16 protein-coding genes and 1 riboswitch are annotated in these 18472 nt (G+C 65.0%); of the genes, 10 read left to right on the top strand and 6 right to left on the bottom strand.

All coding sequences use genetic code 11. The features are described 5' to 3' along the window. Window positions 1–135 precede the first annotated feature (135 nt). From P8R42_23595 to P8R42_23585, 3 genes are all read left to right on the top strand, one after another. Complete coding sequence (locus P8R42_23595) at window positions 136–339, top strand: protein kinase (GenBank protein MDG2307582.1); 204 nt, start codon at window positions 136–138, stop codon at window positions 337–339. A 713-nt stretch (window positions 340–1052) separates the two neighbouring features. Further along, on the top strand, window positions 1053–1232 hold the full coding sequence (locus tag P8R42_23590) for a hypothetical protein (protein MDG2307581.1): 180 nt from the start codon (window positions 1053–1055) through the stop codon (window positions 1230–1232). A 31-nt stretch (window positions 1233–1263) separates the two neighbouring features. Continuing rightward, window positions 1264–1455: a hypothetical protein gene (locus tag P8R42_23585; protein MDG2307580.1), complete on the top strand. Its 192-nt coding sequence runs from the start codon at window positions 1264–1266 to the stop codon at window positions 1453–1455. Window positions 1456–1785: 330 nt separating this feature from the next. Here the strand turns inward: P8R42_23585 and P8R42_23580 are convergent, their stop codons facing one another. Then, on the bottom strand, window positions 1786–2067 hold the full coding sequence (locus P8R42_23580) for a hypothetical protein (protein ID MDG2307579.1): 282 nt from the start codon (window positions 2065–2067) through the stop codon (window positions 1786–1788). A gap of 65 nt (window positions 2068–2132) precedes the next feature. Here P8R42_23580 and P8R42_23575 point away from each other — a divergent pair, with 65 nt between their 5' ends. From P8R42_23575 to P8R42_23565, 3 genes are read left to right on the top strand one after another with little or no spacing between them, the layout of a single operon-like run. After that, entirely contained in the window at window positions 2133–3143 is a 1011-nt protein-coding gene (locus P8R42_23575) for a hypothetical protein (protein MDG2307578.1), read from the top strand. Window positions 3144–3197: 54 nt separating this feature from the next. After that, window positions 3198–3968 (top strand): hypothetical protein, encoded by a 771-nt coding sequence (locus tag P8R42_23570; protein MDG2307577.1) that lies wholly within the window; start codon window positions 3198–3200, stop codon window positions 3966–3968. A 4-nt stretch (window positions 3969–3972) separates the two neighbouring features. Further along, window positions 3973–4389, top strand: a complete 417-nt coding sequence (locus tag P8R42_23565; protein ID MDG2307576.1) for a PaaI family thioesterase — start codon at window positions 3973–3975, stop codon at window positions 4387–4389. Window positions 4390–4405: 16 nt separating this feature from the next. On the opposite strand, the gene P8R42_23560 is transcribed toward P8R42_23565, so the two are convergent. The 4 genes from P8R42_23560 to P8R42_23545 all read right to left on the bottom strand — a co-directional run bounded on the left by P8R42_23560 (window position 4406) and on the right by P8R42_23545 (window position 9853). Further along, a complete protein-coding gene (locus tag P8R42_23560) occupies window positions 4406–4543 on the bottom strand; it encodes a hypothetical protein (protein MDG2307575.1) in 138 nt (45 codons plus the stop codon). Between the two features lie 124 nt (window positions 4544–4667). After that, window positions 4668–6494, bottom strand: a complete 1827-nt coding sequence (locus P8R42_23555; GenBank protein MDG2307574.1) for a hypothetical protein — start codon at window positions 6492–6494, stop codon at window positions 4668–4670. Between the two features lie 174 nt (window positions 6495–6668). Further along, window positions 6669–7823: a hypothetical protein gene (locus P8R42_23550; protein ID MDG2307573.1), complete on the bottom strand. Its 1155-nt coding sequence runs from the start codon at window positions 7821–7823 to the stop codon at window positions 6669–6671. Next, window positions 7820–9853 carry a TonB-dependent receptor gene (locus P8R42_23545; protein MDG2307572.1) on the bottom strand — a complete coding sequence of 678 codons (2034 nt, stop codon included), beginning with the start codon at window positions 9851–9853 and terminating at the stop codon, window positions 7820–7822. Before P8R42_23545 ends, P8R42_23550 begins: the two co-directional genes overlap by 4 nt. A 160-nt stretch (window positions 9854–10013) precedes the next feature. Beyond that, window positions 10014–10140: riboswitch (cobalamin riboswitch) on the bottom strand. Between the two features lie 138 nt (window positions 10141–10278). Between P8R42_23545 and P8R42_23540 the strand changes: the two genes are divergently transcribed. Further along, window positions 10279–13608, top strand: a complete 3330-nt coding sequence (locus P8R42_23540) for an AAA family ATPase (protein MDG2307571.1) — start codon at window positions 10279–10281, stop codon at window positions 13606–13608. Window positions 13609–13638: 30 nt separating this feature from the next. Here P8R42_23540 and P8R42_23535 read toward each other — a convergent pair whose 3' ends face one another. After that, entirely contained in the window at window positions 13639–14967 is a 1329-nt protein-coding gene (locus tag P8R42_23535) for a sulfatase (GenBank protein ID MDG2307570.1), read from the bottom strand. Window positions 14968–15143: 176 nt separating this feature from the next. Between P8R42_23535 and P8R42_23530 the strand changes: the two genes are divergently transcribed. From P8R42_23530 to P8R42_23520, 3 genes are all read left to right on the top strand, one after another. Continuing rightward, window positions 15144–15974, top strand: coding sequence for an enoyl-CoA hydratase-related protein (locus tag P8R42_23530; protein MDG2307569.1), 831 nt, complete (start codon window positions 15144–15146; stop codon window positions 15972–15974). Between the two features lie 69 nt (window positions 15975–16043). Continuing rightward, window positions 16044–17162, top strand: coding sequence for an acyl-CoA/acyl-ACP dehydrogenase (locus tag P8R42_23525; protein ID MDG2307568.1), 1119 nt, complete (start codon window positions 16044–16046; stop codon window positions 17160–17162). A 19-nt stretch (window positions 17163–17181) separates the two neighbouring features. Next, window positions 17182–18429, top strand: a complete 1248-nt coding sequence (locus tag P8R42_23520) for an acyl-CoA dehydrogenase family protein (protein MDG2307567.1) — start codon at window positions 17182–17184, stop codon at window positions 18427–18429. Window positions 18430–18472: the final 43 nt, after the last annotated feature.

Raw genomic sequence — 18472 nt, 5'->3', positions numbered from 1 at the left:
GACTGATCGTACCGGATTCTTGGGGGGGAGCGGAAGGTCTGGGTGGGGGTTCGGTCGGGCGGATTGATCAACTGGCCGGTTGCAGCTGCGAGTGAACTGGGCGACCAAGCGAGATCGTCTTGCCAACGATTGAATGTGTTCCCCGAAACGCTCGCGGGTCTACTCAACGACGGTCGGCCACGTCTCACGACGCTCCGGCGCCTCGCGATCGTGTTGAGTCGCGCGCTGGAGTCGCTGCATGCGCATGACATCACGCACGGGGATGTCACGCCGAGCAACGTTCTGCTGGACGAGGACGGAGTCGCGCACATCTCGGACTTCGGCTTGTCCGAGATCTAGGGCGTCGGGACCGTCGTCGGCCAACGTTCTCGGGCACGCTCGCCTACATGGCGCCCGAGCGTGCCTGGGGAGCGCCCGCCACTGCGCAGGCAGACATCTACGCGCGTGGCGGCCTCCGCTACGAGATCGCGACGGGGGCCGCGCCGCACGCGGGGTGCGATCCCGACGAACTTCTCCGGAGGAAGTCGGAAACCCTCCCGCCTCCGGTGACTGAAGCTGCTCCCACGATCCCGGAGGCGTACTTTCCCAATGAACGTCCGAAGGCGGAAGCGGTCGCCGGACTGGATTGCGCTGGAGATGATTCCGCGAGAGATCGTGCCGCGGACTTCATCGATCTCGTGGTGTTCGAATCCGTAAACCGCGGACCAACGAGGTTTGTCGGAGCCTTCATCGCGGTCGCACCTCTCCTTCGCCTTCGAGGCGAACAGGGGGAATTGGTTCGAGGGCGCTTTCGCCCTCATGCCACCGCTGCAAGATTTCACCCGCGGAGTGCTAACCACGGGCGACGGGTGTGAACCAACGGAGGCGGTCGGCAACTCAAGTGTGCGGTTCGCCGCACGTTCGTTCGATGCGCAAGGGCCATGCGGAATTCCTTGTAAGTCATTAATTTGCAAGGGAATTCGGCATTGAGAGGCGCCCTCTGCCTGCCCGAGGGACCGGGCCGGCGGGCTGGCACAGCGCTTGCTGTAGTCAGGGTCAAGGAGGAACTCATCATGGCCCCTAAAATCACGATGCTCGATCTGGTCACCGCCGTCTCCGAAGACGCTTCGTCCGAAGCTGAGCTGCTCGCCACGGTCGTCTACATGGTCAACAGCGGTCGCGTCCGCCTCGGGGGAAACTTCCGCGGCTGTCAGTTCGACTTGGAACAGCTCGCGACCGGAATCGCGGCGTAGTTCGAACCCGCAAACTCGCACGGAGGTCACCGTGGAAAGAATGGAAGCCAACCCCGAACTGCAGAAAGTCTACTTCGACGGTGCCGAGGTCGAAGTCTGGGAGAACCCCGACACCCACTTTGGCGCGAGCCCCTCGGACTTGAAGGGCTTCTTTGACGAGGGGAGCTGGGTCGCACTCTTCAACGCGATGACGCTCGCATCGTCCCCCGACTCGAGTGTTTGAGCTCGACGTCGGAAGCCCCCACCTCTGACTCGTTCGACGCGCTCTGCGAGTGAGAAGTGTGGGCTCCCAGGACCACACTAACGATAGGCGATTCACCACTTACCGGCCGTTCTGCATGATGGCCGGTAGGTGGTCGCCTTGGCCGGTCGGGAGGGGGATGTCGCGCATCGTGCGTCTCGCCGGGGAAATCGGCGTCGAATCCCACGCGGACGGCGGCGTCGCGGCAGCGCTCGAGCGAAGCAAGGCCGGCGTCGAGCACGTCAGATAACCTCTCGAGGCTCACGGCCGGCATTCCGAGTTCCCGACCGAGTTCGTCGATTTTGAAATAGGTCACACGGCGCCGGCGGTGTCTCGTACCGTCGTGAAGCCGCGCTTCAGCACCCGGCGCATGATCGGCGCGGCTTTGTACGCGACCAGCATCGCCGGCTTCCGGGTCATTGCCGCGAGATCCATGGCTGTGAGGGGCACGTGGACATGGGCCTCGATCAGGACGTGGTGGCCGTCGCGGATCTTCCCGGCCTCCGGGTCGAGCAGGTTCGGGTTGGTCAGGATGAGGAGTGGGCATGGCCCCTGATAGGCGCGATCTCCGGGTTCTTGGCCAGCCCGCCGCACGGGTTCATGTCTATTTCACAACTGCCCGATAATCTGGGAAGTTCCGACGAGAACTGGAGGACGAGATGGCGCAGGTCAGCTGGACCCAGGAGCAAGCACGAGCCTACCTGGCAGCGATGAAGTCGGTGGCCCTGGCACACCGACGCCCGGAATTGGATGCGATCGAGCGTGACATGCTCACGGCGACCGCGCGCCACGTTCTCCGCGAGGACATCGACGTGGATGCGTTGGCCCCGATCTCGCCGGAGGGGCTTGCTGCGGCACTTCCCGACAGGGAGCGCCGCGAACAGGTCGTGCAGTTCCTGGTCTTGATGCCGTACCTCGATGGCGTCGTCGACAAGCAAGAAGTTGCGATCGTCGACCGATTCGCAAGCGCTCTGGACGTCGCGCCCGACACGCTCATGTCGCTTCATCAGGTGCGTGACAAACGAATGAAGCGCCTCCTGTGGGACTACTCCCGGCGGAGCCTCGCCTCGGGGATCGTTCCCGGCGACGGGTTCCTTGGAAAACTCGGGACCGTCATCGAGAGCTTCCGCCAGTACCGAGGCGACGAGAACGTCGCTCGGCAGTACTACAAATACGAAACATTCCCGCGGGAGACGCTCGGCCGCGTGTTCTACGATTTCTACCGTGAGCGCCAGTTTCCGATTCCGGGAGAGAAGGGCAGCTTCAGCGAAGTCCTGGTCCCGCACGATCTCCTGCACATCCTCGGTGGGTTCAATACGGATATGGCCGGAGAGCTCGATGTGGCGGGGATGGAGGCCGGAATGTCGAAGTCCGGGATCGGCTACGAGCTTCTGCTCGAGGTCATCCTCGACTTCCATCTAGGGCTCACGTTTACGACGGCAGGACTCATCGATCCGGGAGTCGGGCATTTCCATCCAGATACCGTCATGACGGGTTTTGAGAGAGGAAGTCGGATGAACACCGATCTGTTCGTCGATTGGGACTGGCATGCGGTGATGGCGGAGGCTGTGGACGACCTCCGTGAGCGCTACGGCGTCACCGGAGTGACCGTCGTCGAGCTCCCCGCACCGACCCAGAACGACGCGCATCCGCCGCAGCCCGAATCCTGACCCCCGGCTGGGGGCGGACTCGCCGGACCCCATGCCCGATGCTAGCTCCGGCCCATGGCCACACCAATCAGTATCCGCGAAGCGAAAAATCTTCCGGGGATGCGGCTCCTCCTCCTCCAGGGACTCCCGAGTCCCTGGTCGCAGGCCGCGAAGGGCATCATGGAACGCAAGAAGATCCCGTATCTTCTGGTGAACTCCACGCCCGACGACCCTCCCGAGCTTCTTCGCGAGTGGAGTGGCCAGGAAAGCTATCCGGTCGCGGCTTGGGAGCAGGAGCGGCCCCGGAGCGGATGGGCTGAGATTCTCTTCCTGGCCGAGCGAGTTTCTTCGGAGCCGTCTCTGCTGCCGGCTACGCAGGCCGATCGGACACTCTTCTTTGGTCTCGCACACGAGATATGTGGCGAGATGGGCCTTGGTTGGTGTCGGCGCCTGCTCTCGATCCACGAGGGGCTAAGGACGAACCCGGAGGCAGGCTTCCTGCGGCACCTCGGTCAGGAGTACGGGTATCACTCCGCCGATGTTGCGGAGACGGCGATCGCGCGCTGCGTCTCGATCCTTCACCAGCTCGATTCGCTGTTGGAGCTCCGCCGGAACGAGGGCGATCAGTTCTTCTTCGGCAATCGTCTGGGCGCGCTCGACATCTATTGGGCGGCGTTCTCCAACTTGATCGAGCCGCTTCCGCCCGAGCAGTGTGCTCTTCCGGATGCGCTCCGCCCCATGTTCACCGCGCAGGACGAAGAGACCCGCGCCGCGTTTACGCCGGCGCTTCGTGCGCACCGGGATTTCGTGTTTCACGAATACCTGCGCCTCCCAATGGAGCTCTGAGAGCATGAATGATTGGGATCAACACCTAGGGCTCCGGATCCTCTCGGCCGACCGAGACGAGGTCGTCGCCGAGTACGACGTAGGGCCGAAGCATCATCAGCCCTACGGCATCGTTCATGGCGGGGTTCACTGTAGCGTGGTGGAGACGGTCTGCTCGACTGGTGCCGGCATGGACGCGCGGGCGCGCGGCTGCGGCGTCGTCGGGTTGGAGAACCATACGAGCTTCGTGCGGGCAGTTCGGTCCGGGCGCATTACGATTCGAGCGACGCCAGTGACGCGCGGGCGGCGGGTGCAACTCTGGGAGGCCACGTCGCGCGACGAAGAGGGGCGGATCGTCTCGACCGGTCGCGTGCGCCTCCTCTGTGTCGAGCAGGGCTCCGATCTGGCCGGCGAGCCGGTGGGGACGAAGACCGGCCCGTGAGGCCGGTTGTTCGAATCTAGCTCCGGCGGTTCGCGTTGGCCGCGGTCGCTTGGGCTGCGAGCCGGCGTCGGCCGCTCGTCAAGAGAAGGCCGAGTGCGAATGCGGCGATCAGGGCGAGGTTGAGCGCGGTGAGTGGGTCGGTGATCTGGGACATGTAGGCTGAATCCTGTGTTTTGTGGGAAATGACTCAAGCCGCATATCAACTGACGTGGCTTGAGGTCAACATGTTTGTGCGCCCGAGGTGCACAGGCATGGCCCACAGAACTGAGCCCCGGGCTCTAATCGCCGGAGGTACTACGCACCGAAGCCAGGCCCGCGAAGACGGGACCGTCGGTCGAGGGCTGAGGGAACGCCGGGTCGATGAAGTACTGCCCGATGAGGATGAACATCTCGTTCTCGGTGCTCTCCCCGCCGGTGATGTTGCAGGCGTCGCAGAAGCCGTCGCTGGCGCCCGGGGTGGAGTCGCAGGCGGCATCGTCGCCGGTTCCTGAACACGGCGCGCCGATGTTCCCGGCCGCGCAGGCAACCGGCTCACACGCGCCGAACGTCTGTCGCGCGCTCTCGGGGACGCGAGACGAGCGGGTGACCAGTTCGGGGTTCGGAGAGCCGTCGGCGTTCATGCCGTTGTTGTACCGCGCGCAGTAGCGAATGCGGCGGTCGGCCGGATCTTCAGAGTCGAACTCGAGCTCCGGGCTGAAGAACTGCTTGACAGGGTCGTTGTAGATGAAGTTCTCGTAGATCATCGTCCCGTCGGGGAGTTCGGCCCAGAAGTACTTTCCCTTCTCGTGGGTGTGGGACGTGAGCCCGAAGAGTCGCGCGCCCTGCGGGAGCTGCTCGGAGTTGCAGATGGTCTGCTCGGTGTAGGGCGCTGCCGTCGGACTGAATACCGCTTCGACGTTGAAGATCTGCTGTAGAGGGAAGGTCTGTTCTGCTGCGAACGGGAAGTTGATGCGGCCGTTGAGTAGGGTGTCTTCGTTCGTCAGGTTGAAGGCGTGCGAGCTCCAGTACGCGATCCCGCGCAGAGGCATCTGGCCGAACACGCCTTCGCGGAACTCAATGAATGCCTGCGCTTCTTGTGCACCACCGATCTGCTGGGCGGTGATCCCGAAGCCGCCGCCGGGCGGTCCGTACCCGATGCAGCCGATGGAGACCGGGTCGATCTCGGAGTGGCAGTAGCCGTCGTCCCCGCACGATCCGAGGTCGAGGGGATCACACACGTCGCTGTGGGAGGCGCCGCCGCCGCAGGTCCAGGTGCCGAAACTGGGATGGTCCACGCTGGTGTCGGGATCGAAGTCCGCGTGGATCAACACGAGGTGATGGCTCTGCGGATCCTGGCGGAGCTCCTGACCGGAGAAGCGGAAGTACAGACCCGTGGGATCGATCGCCCAGTCGGGAACCTGATCCGTGAAGTCGTAGTGCGTCGCGAAACAGATCTCGTGCTCGCTCGATGCCTTCAGCAGAACGGGGGGAAGGACGAACTGGATTCCCTCGCCGGCGGCGGGCGGGTCGAGGGGCTCGACGATGATCGGCTTGATCTCCGGGAGGCAGGCGCCGAGCAGGTCCTCGGTGCCGAGGACCGTCGCGTTTTCCGGAGCACCGGCGTAAATCCAAAGACGAAGGGCTTCGAGCTCGTCCTCCGAGATGGGCGGGAGCCCGCTGGGCATCGTGGCGCCCGCAACGGTGATGCTCGGATCGAGCTTCGCGGCGACCTTCAGCCAAAGGTGGCTGCGGTCCTTGTCGCCGGGCTCGATGAGTCGCCAGCGACTGCCGACGGAGTCCACCTGGAAGAGGTTCTGGTAGGCCACGTCCGGGCTCAGGTCGAGACCCCCGGCGGCGGAGCTGCCGTGGCAGACCTGCTGCGTGCAGCCGCGCTGCTCGAAGATGTTGGCCTGGATCGCCTTGAACGTGCTTCCGAATACCTCACCCGTGCTGCAGGAGGGCTCTCCAGGGGGAGGCTCGACGGGCGGTTCCGGCTCGGTCGGGGGCTCCGTGGGCCCGGTGCTCCTACCCACACCGCTGGTAGCGTCGCTGCCGCAGCCTGCGGTGAGGAAAAGGCAGATCGCCAGCAATGCTGGCGTGGAAAATGAGAAAATGCGACGCGTCATCGGGGCCCCCTGATCGGCCGATGTATCACGACCGCCGTCGGGAGCTTACGGGCTGTTCCAGCTTGTTTTCAACCTGATCTTTTTTGAGACGCCGGGAGGGCTCGAAAGTTTGATGGTTTTCGCACGCGGGGGGCCTGGGCGTGTCGCCCGAAGCCCCCCCACGGCTCGTTCCGGTTACTCGATGAAGTTGATGTTGAACGGGGGTAGGCCGGTGTCGATCGGGGATGACGTCACTTCGGAGTCGTCGGCGGCGAACACCCGGATGCCTGGATTCGTGAAGTCTTGGCTCGCGAGGAAGAGCTGATCGGTGACCAAATCGTACTCCACGTCGGGCAGGTAGGCCGCGCCCGTCGCCAGCGTCGAGACGAGTTCCCCGGTGGAAGGATTGAAGCGCACGAGGCTGTTGTTGAAGTCGGCGTCGGAGACGACGGCGTAGCCGCGGGTGTCGGAAACGAGGGTGAAGTCGACAATGTTGCCGCCGAGTTCCGCCTCGGTGATGAAGTGTCCCTCTGCTGTGGCGGTGACCGGGTCGATGCGCTCGATGCCGCCGTCCAACGCGCCGAAGTCGCCGACCTCCGCAACCAGGATCTTGCCGTCCGGGTCGAGAAGGAGTCCCTTCGTCTCGGCGAACGGGTTCGGAGCTGAGAGTTCGATGCTGTCGATGAGCTCATCGGTGTCGGTGTCGATGACGGCGAGCATGCTCGTCGCGGTCGGGACGAAGTTGTCGAGGCGTTGCAGGCTCACGTAGAGCAGCCCATTGGTGATCACCATTCGATTGGCCTCCGGAAACCCATCGGCATCGGCGAGGGAGGAGAGGTCGATCTCCTGAATCACGAAGTCTGAGCAGTCCTGGCTGGGACGCAGGTTCACGACCGCGACGCCGCCGGCGTACAGAGCGACGTAGCCTTTGTCGCCGAGCACGACGATGTCCTGCGGATTCTTGCCGTTGCCGACGGAGCACTGCCAAAGCGTGGTGTAGTCGTTCGTTCCGTCGAGGGCCTGGATGTTGTCCGCGCCGAATCGGTTGATGACGTACAAGACGGACCCGTGGGCGCGCGCGATGGAATCGCTGTGCAAGGTGCGGTCGTCGGTCGTGACGGACGTGGGGTTGCTGACGGGCAGCGTTGCGAACGAGCTGCTGGTGAAGTCGGTGGTGAGAACTACGGCGACTCGCTCGAGAGTCGGGCTCGGGGCCGGAGCCGGCGTGGCCGTCGGGTTCGGGTTCTCGCCGCCACCGCCGTCGTCGCTCCCGCCGCCACCGCAAGCGGCGAGGAGTGCGGTCAGGCCGAGTGTAGCCATGAATTTGGTCGGATTGCTGAAGTGCTTCACGAATTCTCCTGCGGGGCACCGTTCCATCGGTAAGCCACGGTTCCAAACAACGAGCGTCCCGGCAGGGGGAAGCCGGCGACGTCCTCGATCTGATTGTCGGTGATGTTTCTCGCCTCGAACGTGAACGTGAGAGGCATCGAAGAGAGCGCGTACTGGAGCCCAAGGGAGTGCAGGAGCCGGTTCGGTACGTCGATGAGGTTCGCGCGATCGAGGAAGTTCCCTGATGTGAACGAGAGTTCGTAGAAGGGAACGAGGTCCCACGGGTGGTAGTCGATTCGTGTGTAGGCCTCGTTCTGCGGAATGCCGGGGAGCTGTTTGCCGTTGCGCGAGGGGGCGGCGCTGCGGTCGCGCGCATCCTGGTAGGTGTAATTGGCGGTGAAGCCGATGCGCTCCCAGGCTTGGAACGCGGTCGAAAGCTCGATGCCCCAGATCTCGGCGCTTCCGATGTTTCGCGGTACGGACGTGCGCTGGGAGTTCTGTATGAAGAGGATCAGGTCGTCGACGTCGCGCCAGAAGAAGACGGCCTCGGCGCGGAGTGCGTCGAGCGGGCCCCACGTAGCCTGCTGGGCGTCGAATCCGAAGTCGACGTTCCAGCCCTTTTCCGGAACGAGGTCGGGGTTGCCGACGATCGAGCCGCGGTTGCCGAAGAGTTCGGAGAAATTCGGGAAGCGTCCGTACCTGCCTGCATTCGTCTTGGCCCAGAGCCAGGGCTGGATGGTGTAGCGGGCGCCGATGCGCGGCGTGAAGAGATGCTGGGTGCCGCCGCTCGAGTCGTCGGTCACTTGGCCGGTCGCGTCGACGAAGCCACCGAAGTCGTCGTGCACGAGCTCGTAGCGGAACTGCCCATCGACGAGGAGATCGTCGTCGAGCAGGCTCATCGTGTCGCCGACGCCGACGTCGAACGAGATCCGCGACTGGGTGACGTCCATCGGGTCGGGCGTGATCAGGTCGCGCGGTACGAGCACTTCTCCGCCGAGGTCGATGCGGCCCTCGAGGAGATGACGGCCGACGGACTCGGCGCCGTGTACGTTCGCTCCCGAAGCGAACGTGCGGAAGCGCGTGTTCCGTCGCCCGAGGCCGATGTCTCCCTTCGGATCCTCGAAGCGTTCTTCCTCGTAGATGAAGAAGAGGGTGGCATCGAACTCGGTCGGTAGATTCTCGAGGCCATCGCCCTCGAATCGCAGGTAACTCAGGTTTCGTAGTTCGAAGAGGTTCGCTTCTTTCGATTGGAACGAGCCGATGCCGGGCACGCCCTGGTCGTTGATGAAGAACTCGTTCATCGCGACGACTCTCGACCGGGCAGACACCTCGCGAACCACCTTCAGGATGACGTCGCCCGAGTTGAACGCGTTGTTCTCGCGTCGGACCCGCTCGTCGTCGTGTGGGTTCACGGGAGTGCCGTTGTCATCGTCGAACGGGAAGTCGCCTTCGGAACCTAGATAGTTGAACGAGCCCAAAAGCCCCCAGTCGCCGAGCATTCCGGACGCGGTGAGACTGGCCTGCCTCGTTCCGAACGATCCGCCGCCGGCGAGAAACGAAAGGGAGGGGGTCTCCCCCGGATCCTTCGTGACCAGGTTGATCACGCCGCCCAGTGCGGAGGCGCCGACCGACAAGGGCGTCGCTCCCCGGTAGACCTCAATTCGCTGGAGTGGCTCGAGCGGGAGGCCCGCGAGATTCACGGTTTCACTTCGCGCGCGGGTGAGCGGGACATCGTCGAAGTAGATTCGGACCTGCCCGGACGTCGCACCGCGGACGGATACCGTTGCGAAATCGCCGAGCCCGCCGAACCGGCGCACCTGAAGTCCGGCCGTCTCGGACAAGACCTGGGCGACGGTCTTGAACTCTTCCGCCTGTTGGGTGACTTCGATCACGGTCGCAAACGCGGTCGCATCGGTGACGGTGCGCAGCGAGGTTTCCGTCACCTCGAGATTCTCGATGTCGATCGGGACTTCGCGCACGGGCTCGGACTCTGGTTGCGCGACGTCCGGCGTGGCAACTGCGGCGGCGTCTGCCTCGTCCTGCGCGAGCACGGGGCGAGGCCCGAGTGTCAGTGTGGCGCACACCAGAGCGCACGCCAGAAAAGCTCGCCGCCTCAAGCGGATGCCCGGTCGGCCATTTCGTCCTTCTATGAAGATAGGAGACCCCGCGTCCTCACATCCCGGAGAACCTCGAGCATCGGCCGCGTGGGCTAGGTTTCCTGACTCGTCGGCGACCTACTACGCGCTGCCTTCCCATCCCTGCGGGGACAGTGGCCTTCGTGCGCTTTCGTTCCGACTTACAGTGGCGGGAGCCGTGCCGGTGTTTCACCGGCTTCCCTCACGCCTACGCGATCTTGTCGTTGGTGCTAGCGAACCTCCGCGGACCCTGTCAACCGGGCCCGGGCCGGAAGGCCCGGTCGTGGAGCGCTCTTCGGCTGGAAGCCGAATGGCTCTATGATCCGCCCGGAAGGATGGCCATGTCGGAACTCACCTGTTTGGGCTGCGGATCCACGATCCCCGCCGACGTGGAGAAGTGCCCCACGTGCGCCGTCGAGATCGCGGGGCGCTGCGGGGCATGCGAGCAGCCGGTCCATCTGACGTTCGTCTACTGCCCCGCATGCGGGGACGGCATCGGTACCGATGAGCGTCGCGTCGCGCTGGCCAGTTCGTTCCGTCGCTTGCGTGAGCAGATGCCGGCCGGTCTCGCGGAGAAGGTTCTCGCGACGCGCGGGCGAATCGATGGCGAGCGCAAACAGGTGTCGGTCCTGTTCTGTGATCTGGTGAGTTCCGCTTCGATTGCGGAAGCGATGGACCCGGAGGAGTTCCGCGATCTTCTCGATCGCTACCTAGCGGTGGTGTTTCACGAAGTCGGTCGTGCGGAAGGTCTCGTGAATCAGATCGCCGGCGACGGAGTCATGGCCTTGTTCGGCGCGCCGCTCGCACACGAGGACGCGCCGATGCGCTCGGTTCAGGCGGCAATCGCGGTGCGCGACGGGCTCGCTTCGCTCAGTGATTCGCTGCGAGCCGAAGGCCGTCCGGCTCTGACCGCGCGGATCGGACTCAACACCGGGCCCGTGATCGTCGGCACGGTCGGCGGCGATCTCAAGCTGGACTACACGGCGATCGGCGATACGACGAACCTCGCGGCGCGGCTGCAGTCACTCGCGCGCCCGGGAGCGATTCTTCTCAGCGAGTCGCTCCAACGTCTCGTTGCCGAGCACTTCGAACTCCGGCCTCTCGGCCCACAAGCGATTCGGGGCAAGGCGCTGCCCGTCGCCGTGTTCGAGGTCGAAAGCGCGCTCGCGACGAAGACGCCGCTGTCGGGGCGCGCGTTGCGCTCGGCTCTGTTCGTCGGGCGCGAAGAGGAGCTTGCGTGTCTGGAGGCCGCCTTCGAGCGCGCGGCGCAGGGGCAGGGGCAAGCGGTCGGGATCGTCGGTCACGCCGGGGTCGGTGCGTCACGGCTCGTCACCGAGTTCGTTCGGCGTTTGGAAGCGCGGTCCAGCACGGTGCTCTGGGCCCAGTGCTTCTCGTACACGCAACGGGCAGCGTACCGCCCCTTCGTCGGTTCGCTCAAGAGCCACGTCCTTCCGGAAGGCGGAAGCGAAGACGCGGCTGCGGCGCGGCTGAGCCGGGTTTTCGCCGAGGCGGGAGCCCCCTCCGGCGACGCATCGGCCACGTTGGCGCGTCTGTTGGGACTCGACGCCGGCGGCTCCACTGGGCTCGAGGGGGCTGAGCTTCGTCACGCGACGATCGACTCGGTCACCGGCTTCCTTCTGGCGGAGAGCCGGAGTGCCCCCTTGGTCCTCGTGTTGGAGGATGCGCAGTGGATCGACGAGGCGTCCAAGGAACTCCTGGGCGTCTTGGTTGAGCGAACCCCGGCGGCGGCCGTACTGGTCGTCTGCACCTATCGCCCGGACTCCCCGGTCCCCTGGGTGCACGACCAGGACGTCGAAGAAATCGAGCTGGCGAGTCTCACGCGGAAACAGACGGCGGCGATCGTGCACGCGATTGCCGGCGGCGAAGCCCCGCCCGAGATCGTCGACGCCGTGCACGATCGGGCGGAAGGGAATCCGTTCTTCACAGAAGAGGTCACGCGAGAGTTGCTCGAAACGGGTGTGCTGGTCGAGGCGGGGGACGGGACGTTCACGGCGCGCTCCTTCGCCGAGATCGAGGTGCCCGTTACGGTGCACGAGATCGTCGCAGCTCGCCTCGATCGACTGCCGCTGGAGGAGAAGCGCGTACTTCAGGTGGCTTCCGTGATGGGGCGGCACTTCTCCGCGCCTCTGGTGGAGGAGCTGCTGTCGCCCGACGGGATCGAAGTCGGCGATCGCCTGGCAGCGCTTCGCGACGCGGGAGTCGTGCGGCTCTCGACGAGCGGCGCGGCGCACGACTTCGTCTTCGAGCAGGCCCTCACGCAAGAGGTCGCCTATCAAGGACTGCTCTTGAAGCAGCGCCGCCAGCTGCACAACGCAATCGCGGAGGCTCTCTCGCGTCGCCATGGGACCGACCCGGGTGAACACAGCGCGGTGCTCGCGTACCACTTTCGCAACGGAGAGAGCCACGACGAGGCCCTCACCCACCTCTTTGCCGCGGCGGCCCACGCGGAGACCGTTCCCGCGTACGGAACGGCCGCGCACCTGTACCGGCAGGCGTGGGAGATCGCGCGTCGCGATACGGCGGGTGAGGGCGCGGCCCGGCAGGCGCTATTCTCGGGCTCTCGACTCCTCTGGCTCGCCGCGGTTTTCGGCGAAGGGAGGGAAGCTGCGATCGAGTCGATGGGAGGGGAGATCGAGCGCCTTTTGGATCTCGTGGGGACCGCTCAGGATCGTATCGCGGTCGAGACGTTCCAGGGACTCTTGCGCGTGTTCGGTGCGGCCGAACAGCACGTGAGTGGCCTCGAGCGTCTGATCCGCGCGCGCGACCTCGCGCAAGCGGAGGAAGAGGTGGAATGGTCCTGGCGCGTTCGCCGCGGCCTCGCGGTGGGGTACGCCCTCGACGGCCGGTTCGAGGAGGCTGCGGAATGCGCGGAGACCGTGCTCGCCGAGGTTACCGCGACTCCGCAGGCCGAGCACGTTCCGGACCTCTTGCTTGGGGCGCGAGTCTCCCGTGACGCGGTGTTGCTTTACCGTGACGATCTCGACGACGCTCTGACGGCGTCGACTAAGACTTTTCATCTGGCGACCGAAATCGGGAATCGGACCGTGCGGATCATATCGGCGGGTCAAGTCGCGTCGGTGTTCCTGTTGCGCGGGGAACTCGCAGCGGCCTTGGCGTGGGCGCAGGAGGGGTTGGCGCTGGCCGCCGCCGTGGGTTCGAGCAGTGGCGTTCCGAACCTGGCGGCGATCGCGGTTCTCGCCGGGCGAGGCGAGGGCGCGCCGATCGACGAGGAGCGCCTTCTCCGGCAGATCGAGAACAACCTGGCAGGGGCCGTGGGCGTACAGCAGTTGCTGCGGTTCGCCACGGAGGCCTTTCTCGCCGCGGGGCATCCGGAACGCGCCGAGCGGGTGGCGCAGAGTGTGCGTCGTCGCGCGGGCGGTCGCCTACGTCGCGCACAAAGCGCGTGCGATCTCGGGGCCGTCGCGTTGCGGCAGGGCTCGGAGTCCTGGAAGCGCGCGGACTATTTCTTCGAGGAAGCGGTTCGCGTTGCACGGGAGATTCATGCGCCGACGACGCTTGCGGCCGCCCTGGCTGGTCGCGCCCGACTCTTCACAGAGCGTGGCGAGAAGAAGAAGGCCAAGTCGTGTCGTGAAGAGGCAGAGAGGATCGCGACGACGGTTGGGCTGCGTTGGCAGTTCGGCAACGATTAGTGCACCGCTCTCGACAGCGCCGTTTGGGCTTCAGTCGATATAGCCGAGGGCGCGCAGCCGCTTCTTTTCGTCTTCAGTCGGTGTCCGGTGCGCCGCGGGCTTCTCGCGCACCTTCTTGGCTGCGGTGTGCAGCAGCGGTTCGAGCTCCGCCCGAACCTCTGGCTGCTCTCCTTCGGGAATGCGCGTCGGCGGCGACGTGCGGGTGTCGAAGAGCTCGACCTTCTGGAAGTCGTCCGCGGCTCCGTTGCGCTGGGGCGTGCCGCGAAGCTCCCACGGGCCACGGCGAATCGCCGTCTTGTGGTTCGAGGTGACGGTATAGGTCACCCGGATGGTCGAAGCGGCGGTTTCGGGTGTGCGAATCGCTGCGCTCAGGTCCCGGCCTGCAAGGCCACGCGGTGGGGAAACGTCGGTCAGCGCGGCAATCGTCGGGAAGACGTCGACCAGAGACGCGGGCGTCGGGTTCCGAAGCCCACGCGGGAGCGCGGGATGACGGAGAACCAGCGGCACGCGGACGGACGGCTCGTTCAGCAGCTTCCCGTGCTGAAAGTAGTAGCGCCCCTCACCGAGGCTCTCGCCATGGTCGGCGGTCAGCACGATGAGCGTGGTGTCGAGTGTCCCGGAGGACTCCAAGGCGGCACGGAGACGGCCGACCTCGATGTCGGTTCCGATGATCTCCCCGTCGTAACGACGGACGTAATCGATGACTCGGGAGTGCTCGGGCAGCTGTTGGTACTTCGGGATGACCCCGTAGCCGTAGTTCTGCTCGACCTTGGGAAGCTCTCGCGCCAGTGGAGGTGTGTCCGGATACTCGAGCGCGGCGCTGCGATCCGACGCGGACGAATTGTAAGGACCGTGCGGGTCCATGAAGTGAATCCAGAGAAACCAGGGCGCCTTGGCCGTCTCGAGCCATGCGATCGCCTTGTCGGTTCCGGCCTTGTCGCGAAAGAACCAGTGGTCGGCGAAGGCTTCGAAGCGGCCGAATCCCTGGCCGAAGCCGTTTTGGATCGCGCCGTTTCCGTAGAACGCGGCCGTGTCATAGCCGGCTTCGGCGAAGGTCTCTCCGATGGTCGTCAAGCCGTCGGGAAGCTCGCCGAAGTTCTCCCGTACACCGTGACCGTCCGCGTGACGTGAGGTGAGAAGGGACGCGAGCGCCGGCGCGGTCGTCGGGACGGGGGTGATCGCGTCGGTGAAGAGGACGCCCTCGGATGCGAGGCGGTCGATCTCCGGGGAGGTTGGTAGGCGATAGCCGTACGCTCCGAGGTGGTCCGCCCGCAGGGTGTCGACGGTGATCAGCAGTACATTGGGCCGCGTGCCGTCCGGAGAGACCAGGCTCGCGTCGGTCGGGCTGCTGAAAGCCACGCTCGCCGCGGCGACTATGACGGAGAACCGGAGACGTCCGATTTGAAGGCGGCGTCGCGCGCGCAGAGAGTCAGCCACTGGGCTGGGAGGCTAGCCCGGCCCTCTTCATGCGTCAAAATCCCGCGTAGTGGCTCGTGAGGAGTCTGGAAGGCTAAAGCTCAGGCAGGAGGACACGCATGTACGAGCACGTTTTGTACGACGTCGACGACCCGGTCGCGACGATCACGCTCAATCGCCCTAAGCAGCTCAACGCCTGGACCGACCAGATGGCGGCCGAGATGAAGCACGCCGTAGGGCGGGCGGAGTCCGATTCGAACGTCGTCGCGATCGTGCTGACGGGCGCCGAGCGGGGCTTTTGTGCGGGCGCGGACATGAAGCTTCTCAAGTCCATCCAGGCGGGGGCGCGACCCGATGCACCCGACACCGCCCTGGACGCCGATCCGGGCCGCGCGGAGATGCAGGACTATCGAGGCCCGTACACGTACCTGATCTCGGTACGGAAGCCGGTGATCGCCGCGATCAATGGGCCGGTCGCAGGGATGGCGGTGCCCATCATCGCGGCCTGCGACCTTCGGTTCGCATCGGACCGTGCCGTCTTCACGACGGCCTTCTCCAGGCGTGGTCTTATCGCGGAGTGGGGATCGAGCTGGCTTCTGCCTCGCCTCGTGGGCCCCGCGCACGCGATGGACATCCTGTTCTCGGCGCGGAAGTTCGACGCCGCCGAAGCCGAGCGGATCGGCCTCGTGAATCGGGTGTTGCCGCACGACGAGTTGCTCTCGTTCGTGCGCTCTTACGTCGAGGATTTGGCAGCGAACTGCTCGCCGACCTCGGTTTCGCTCATGAAAAAGCAAGTGTGGGAGCAGCTCGACGGCACCCTCGGCCCCGCCGAGAAGGATTCGATCAAGCTGATGTTCGAGAGCTTCGAGCGGCCCGATTTCAAGGAGGGGGTTGATGCCTTCCTGGAGAAGCGGCGCCCCCAATTCCCCCGCATCGACGGGTCCAAGTAGCCGACGGGCGTCCGCCGCCAGGTTTGGTACACAAACACGATTGTCGAAAAACGGAAGTGAGGAGGTCCGATGAATCTCGAGTTCTCCGAGGATCAGAAGTTCATTCAGAAGAACGCCCGTGAGTATCTCACCGAGCACGGGACGCTAGGCGTTTGCCGCCGTGTGCTCGAGTCCGACGAACCCTACGCGCAAGATCTGTGGAAGGGTGTCGCGGAGATGGGATGGCTGGGAACGGCCGTACCCGAAGAGTACGGCGGCACCGGCCTAGGCCACCTGGAGCTAGTCTTGATCGCCCAGGAAGTCGGTCGTGCACTCGCGCCGATTCCTTTCTCGTCGTCGGTTTACCTGGCGACTGAGGCCTTGATGCAGTTTGGCAGCGAAGAGCAGAAGAAGCAGTGGCTTCCCGGCTTGTGTAGCGGCGAGCGCATCGGGACCTTCGCCGCCGTCGAGATGCTCGGCGACCCGGAGTTGGACGAAGTCGAGTCCTCGTTCTCGGGTGGCAAGCTCAGCGGCCAGAAGGTCCCGGTTCTCGACGGAGACGTCGCGAACCTGGCAATCGTTCTGGCCAAAGACGGGGCGGGGCACTCCCTGCTTGTCGTCGACCTCGCCGGAGCCGGCGTGACACGCGCGGCGCTCGAGTCGTTCGACCCGAGCCGCTCACAGGCGCGCCTCTCCTTCGATGGCGCGGCGGCCGAGGTTCTCGGTGAAGCCGGGAAGGGGGTCGAGCAGGCCGAGCGTCTACTCGATCGTGCCGCCGTCATGATGGGTTTCGAGCAGATCGGTGGTTCGGAACGCGCGCTCGACGTGACTCGTGAGTACACAATGGGCCGTTATGCCTTTGGTCGTCCGATCGCGTCGTTCCAAGCTCTGAAGCATCGGATGGCCGACATGTACGCGCAGAACCAGATTGCTCTCTCCAACGGCTACTACGCCTCCTGGGCGCTCAGCACGGGGAACGAGGAGCTGGCGCTGGCTGCCTGCAACGTACGGGTCGCCGCGAGCGACGCGTTCGTTCTCGCCGCCGAGGAGATGATCCAGATGCACGGCGGTGTCGGATACACGTGGGAGTTCGACTGCCACCTGTTCTATCGCCGTGCGAAACTCTTGGGGCTCGCACTGGGCAGCGCGAGCGCCTGGCGCGAGAAGCTCATCCGTCGTCTGGAAGCCGGCGTCGGCGCCGCAGCCTGAGAAGAGCGGAGGATTCAGCATGAATTTCGAAGATACTCCTGAAGAAGCAGAGTTCCGCGCGCGCTGTCGCGCGTGGCTCGAGAAGAACGCGAAGCGCCGCGACTCGAACTCGCCTGCCAACCCCTTCGGCGGTGAGCGGGAGACCGACGATATGATCGCCGACGCCAAAGCCTGGCAGACGAAGAAGTTCGACGAGGGCTGGGCGTGTCTGACGTGGCCGAAGGAGTTCGGCGGTCAGGCCCTGGGTCGCATGGAAGCGGTCATCTGGAGCCAGGAAGAGGCCAAGTTCGAGATACCGCCGAACGTCTACCAGATCGGGCACGGGATGCTGGGCCCGACGATCATGGCGCACGGCACGCCGGAACAGAAGGACAAGTACGTAAAGCAGATGGCGCGCGGCCAGGAGATCTGGTGCCAGCTCTTCAGCGAGCCGGCCGCCGGATCGGACCTCGCTGGTCTGCGGACGACGGCCGTGCGTGATGGCGACGACTGGATCATCAACGGTCAGAAGATCTGGAGCACCGGCGCGCACTACTGCGACTGGGGCATGATTGTCACGCGGACGGACCCCGATGCGCCCAAGCACAAGGGGCTTACCTACTTCATCCTGGACATGCGCTCCGAGGGCGTCGAGGCGCGGCCGATCAAACAGATCAGCGGCGCTGCCGGATTCAACGAGGTGTTCTTCACCGACGTGCGCGTGCCCGATTCGAATCGGCTCGCGGGTGTCGGGGATGGGTGGCAGGTCGCACTTACCACGTTGATGAACGAGCGGGTTGCGATCGGTGCGGGCGGTGCGGGCGGTGGTTTTCACCGTCTTCTCGATCTCGCGCGCCGCAGCCGGCGCAACGGGAAGTCGGCGCTCGAGGATTCTTCGGTGCGCCAGCAGTTGGCCGACTTCTACGTCACCAGCAAGGGTTTGCAGTACACCGGCTACCGGACGTTGTCCGCTCTTCTGCGTGGTGACACGCCGGGGCCCGAGGGCGCCATCGGAAAGGCGATCGGCGCTCCGATGATGCAGCAGATGGCGTCGTTTGCGCAGGATCTGCAGGGAACCGTCGGAGGCCTCGTCGACAAGGACGTCGTCGGTGACGACGGGACCTGGCAGGACATGTATCTGGGCGCGCCCGGAATGCGCATTGCAGGTGGTACCGACGAGGTACTCCGCAACATCATCGCAGAGCGCGTGCTCGGGTTGCCTCCCGAGATGCGCGTGGACAAAGGCAAGCCGTTCCGCGAGATTCCGACGGGTCCGCAGGACGACTAACCGGCTTTTGGTGCCGAGCGCGCAGGAACGTGCGCTCGGCACC

The sequence above is a fragment of the Candidatus Binatia bacterium genome, from assembly GCA_029243485.1.
GTDB lineage: Bacteria > Desulfobacterota > Binatia > UBA12015 > UBA12015 > VGTG01.
Note: the sequence above shows the minus strand (reverse complement) of the source record. Positions and strands in the feature narration are given on the sequence as shown.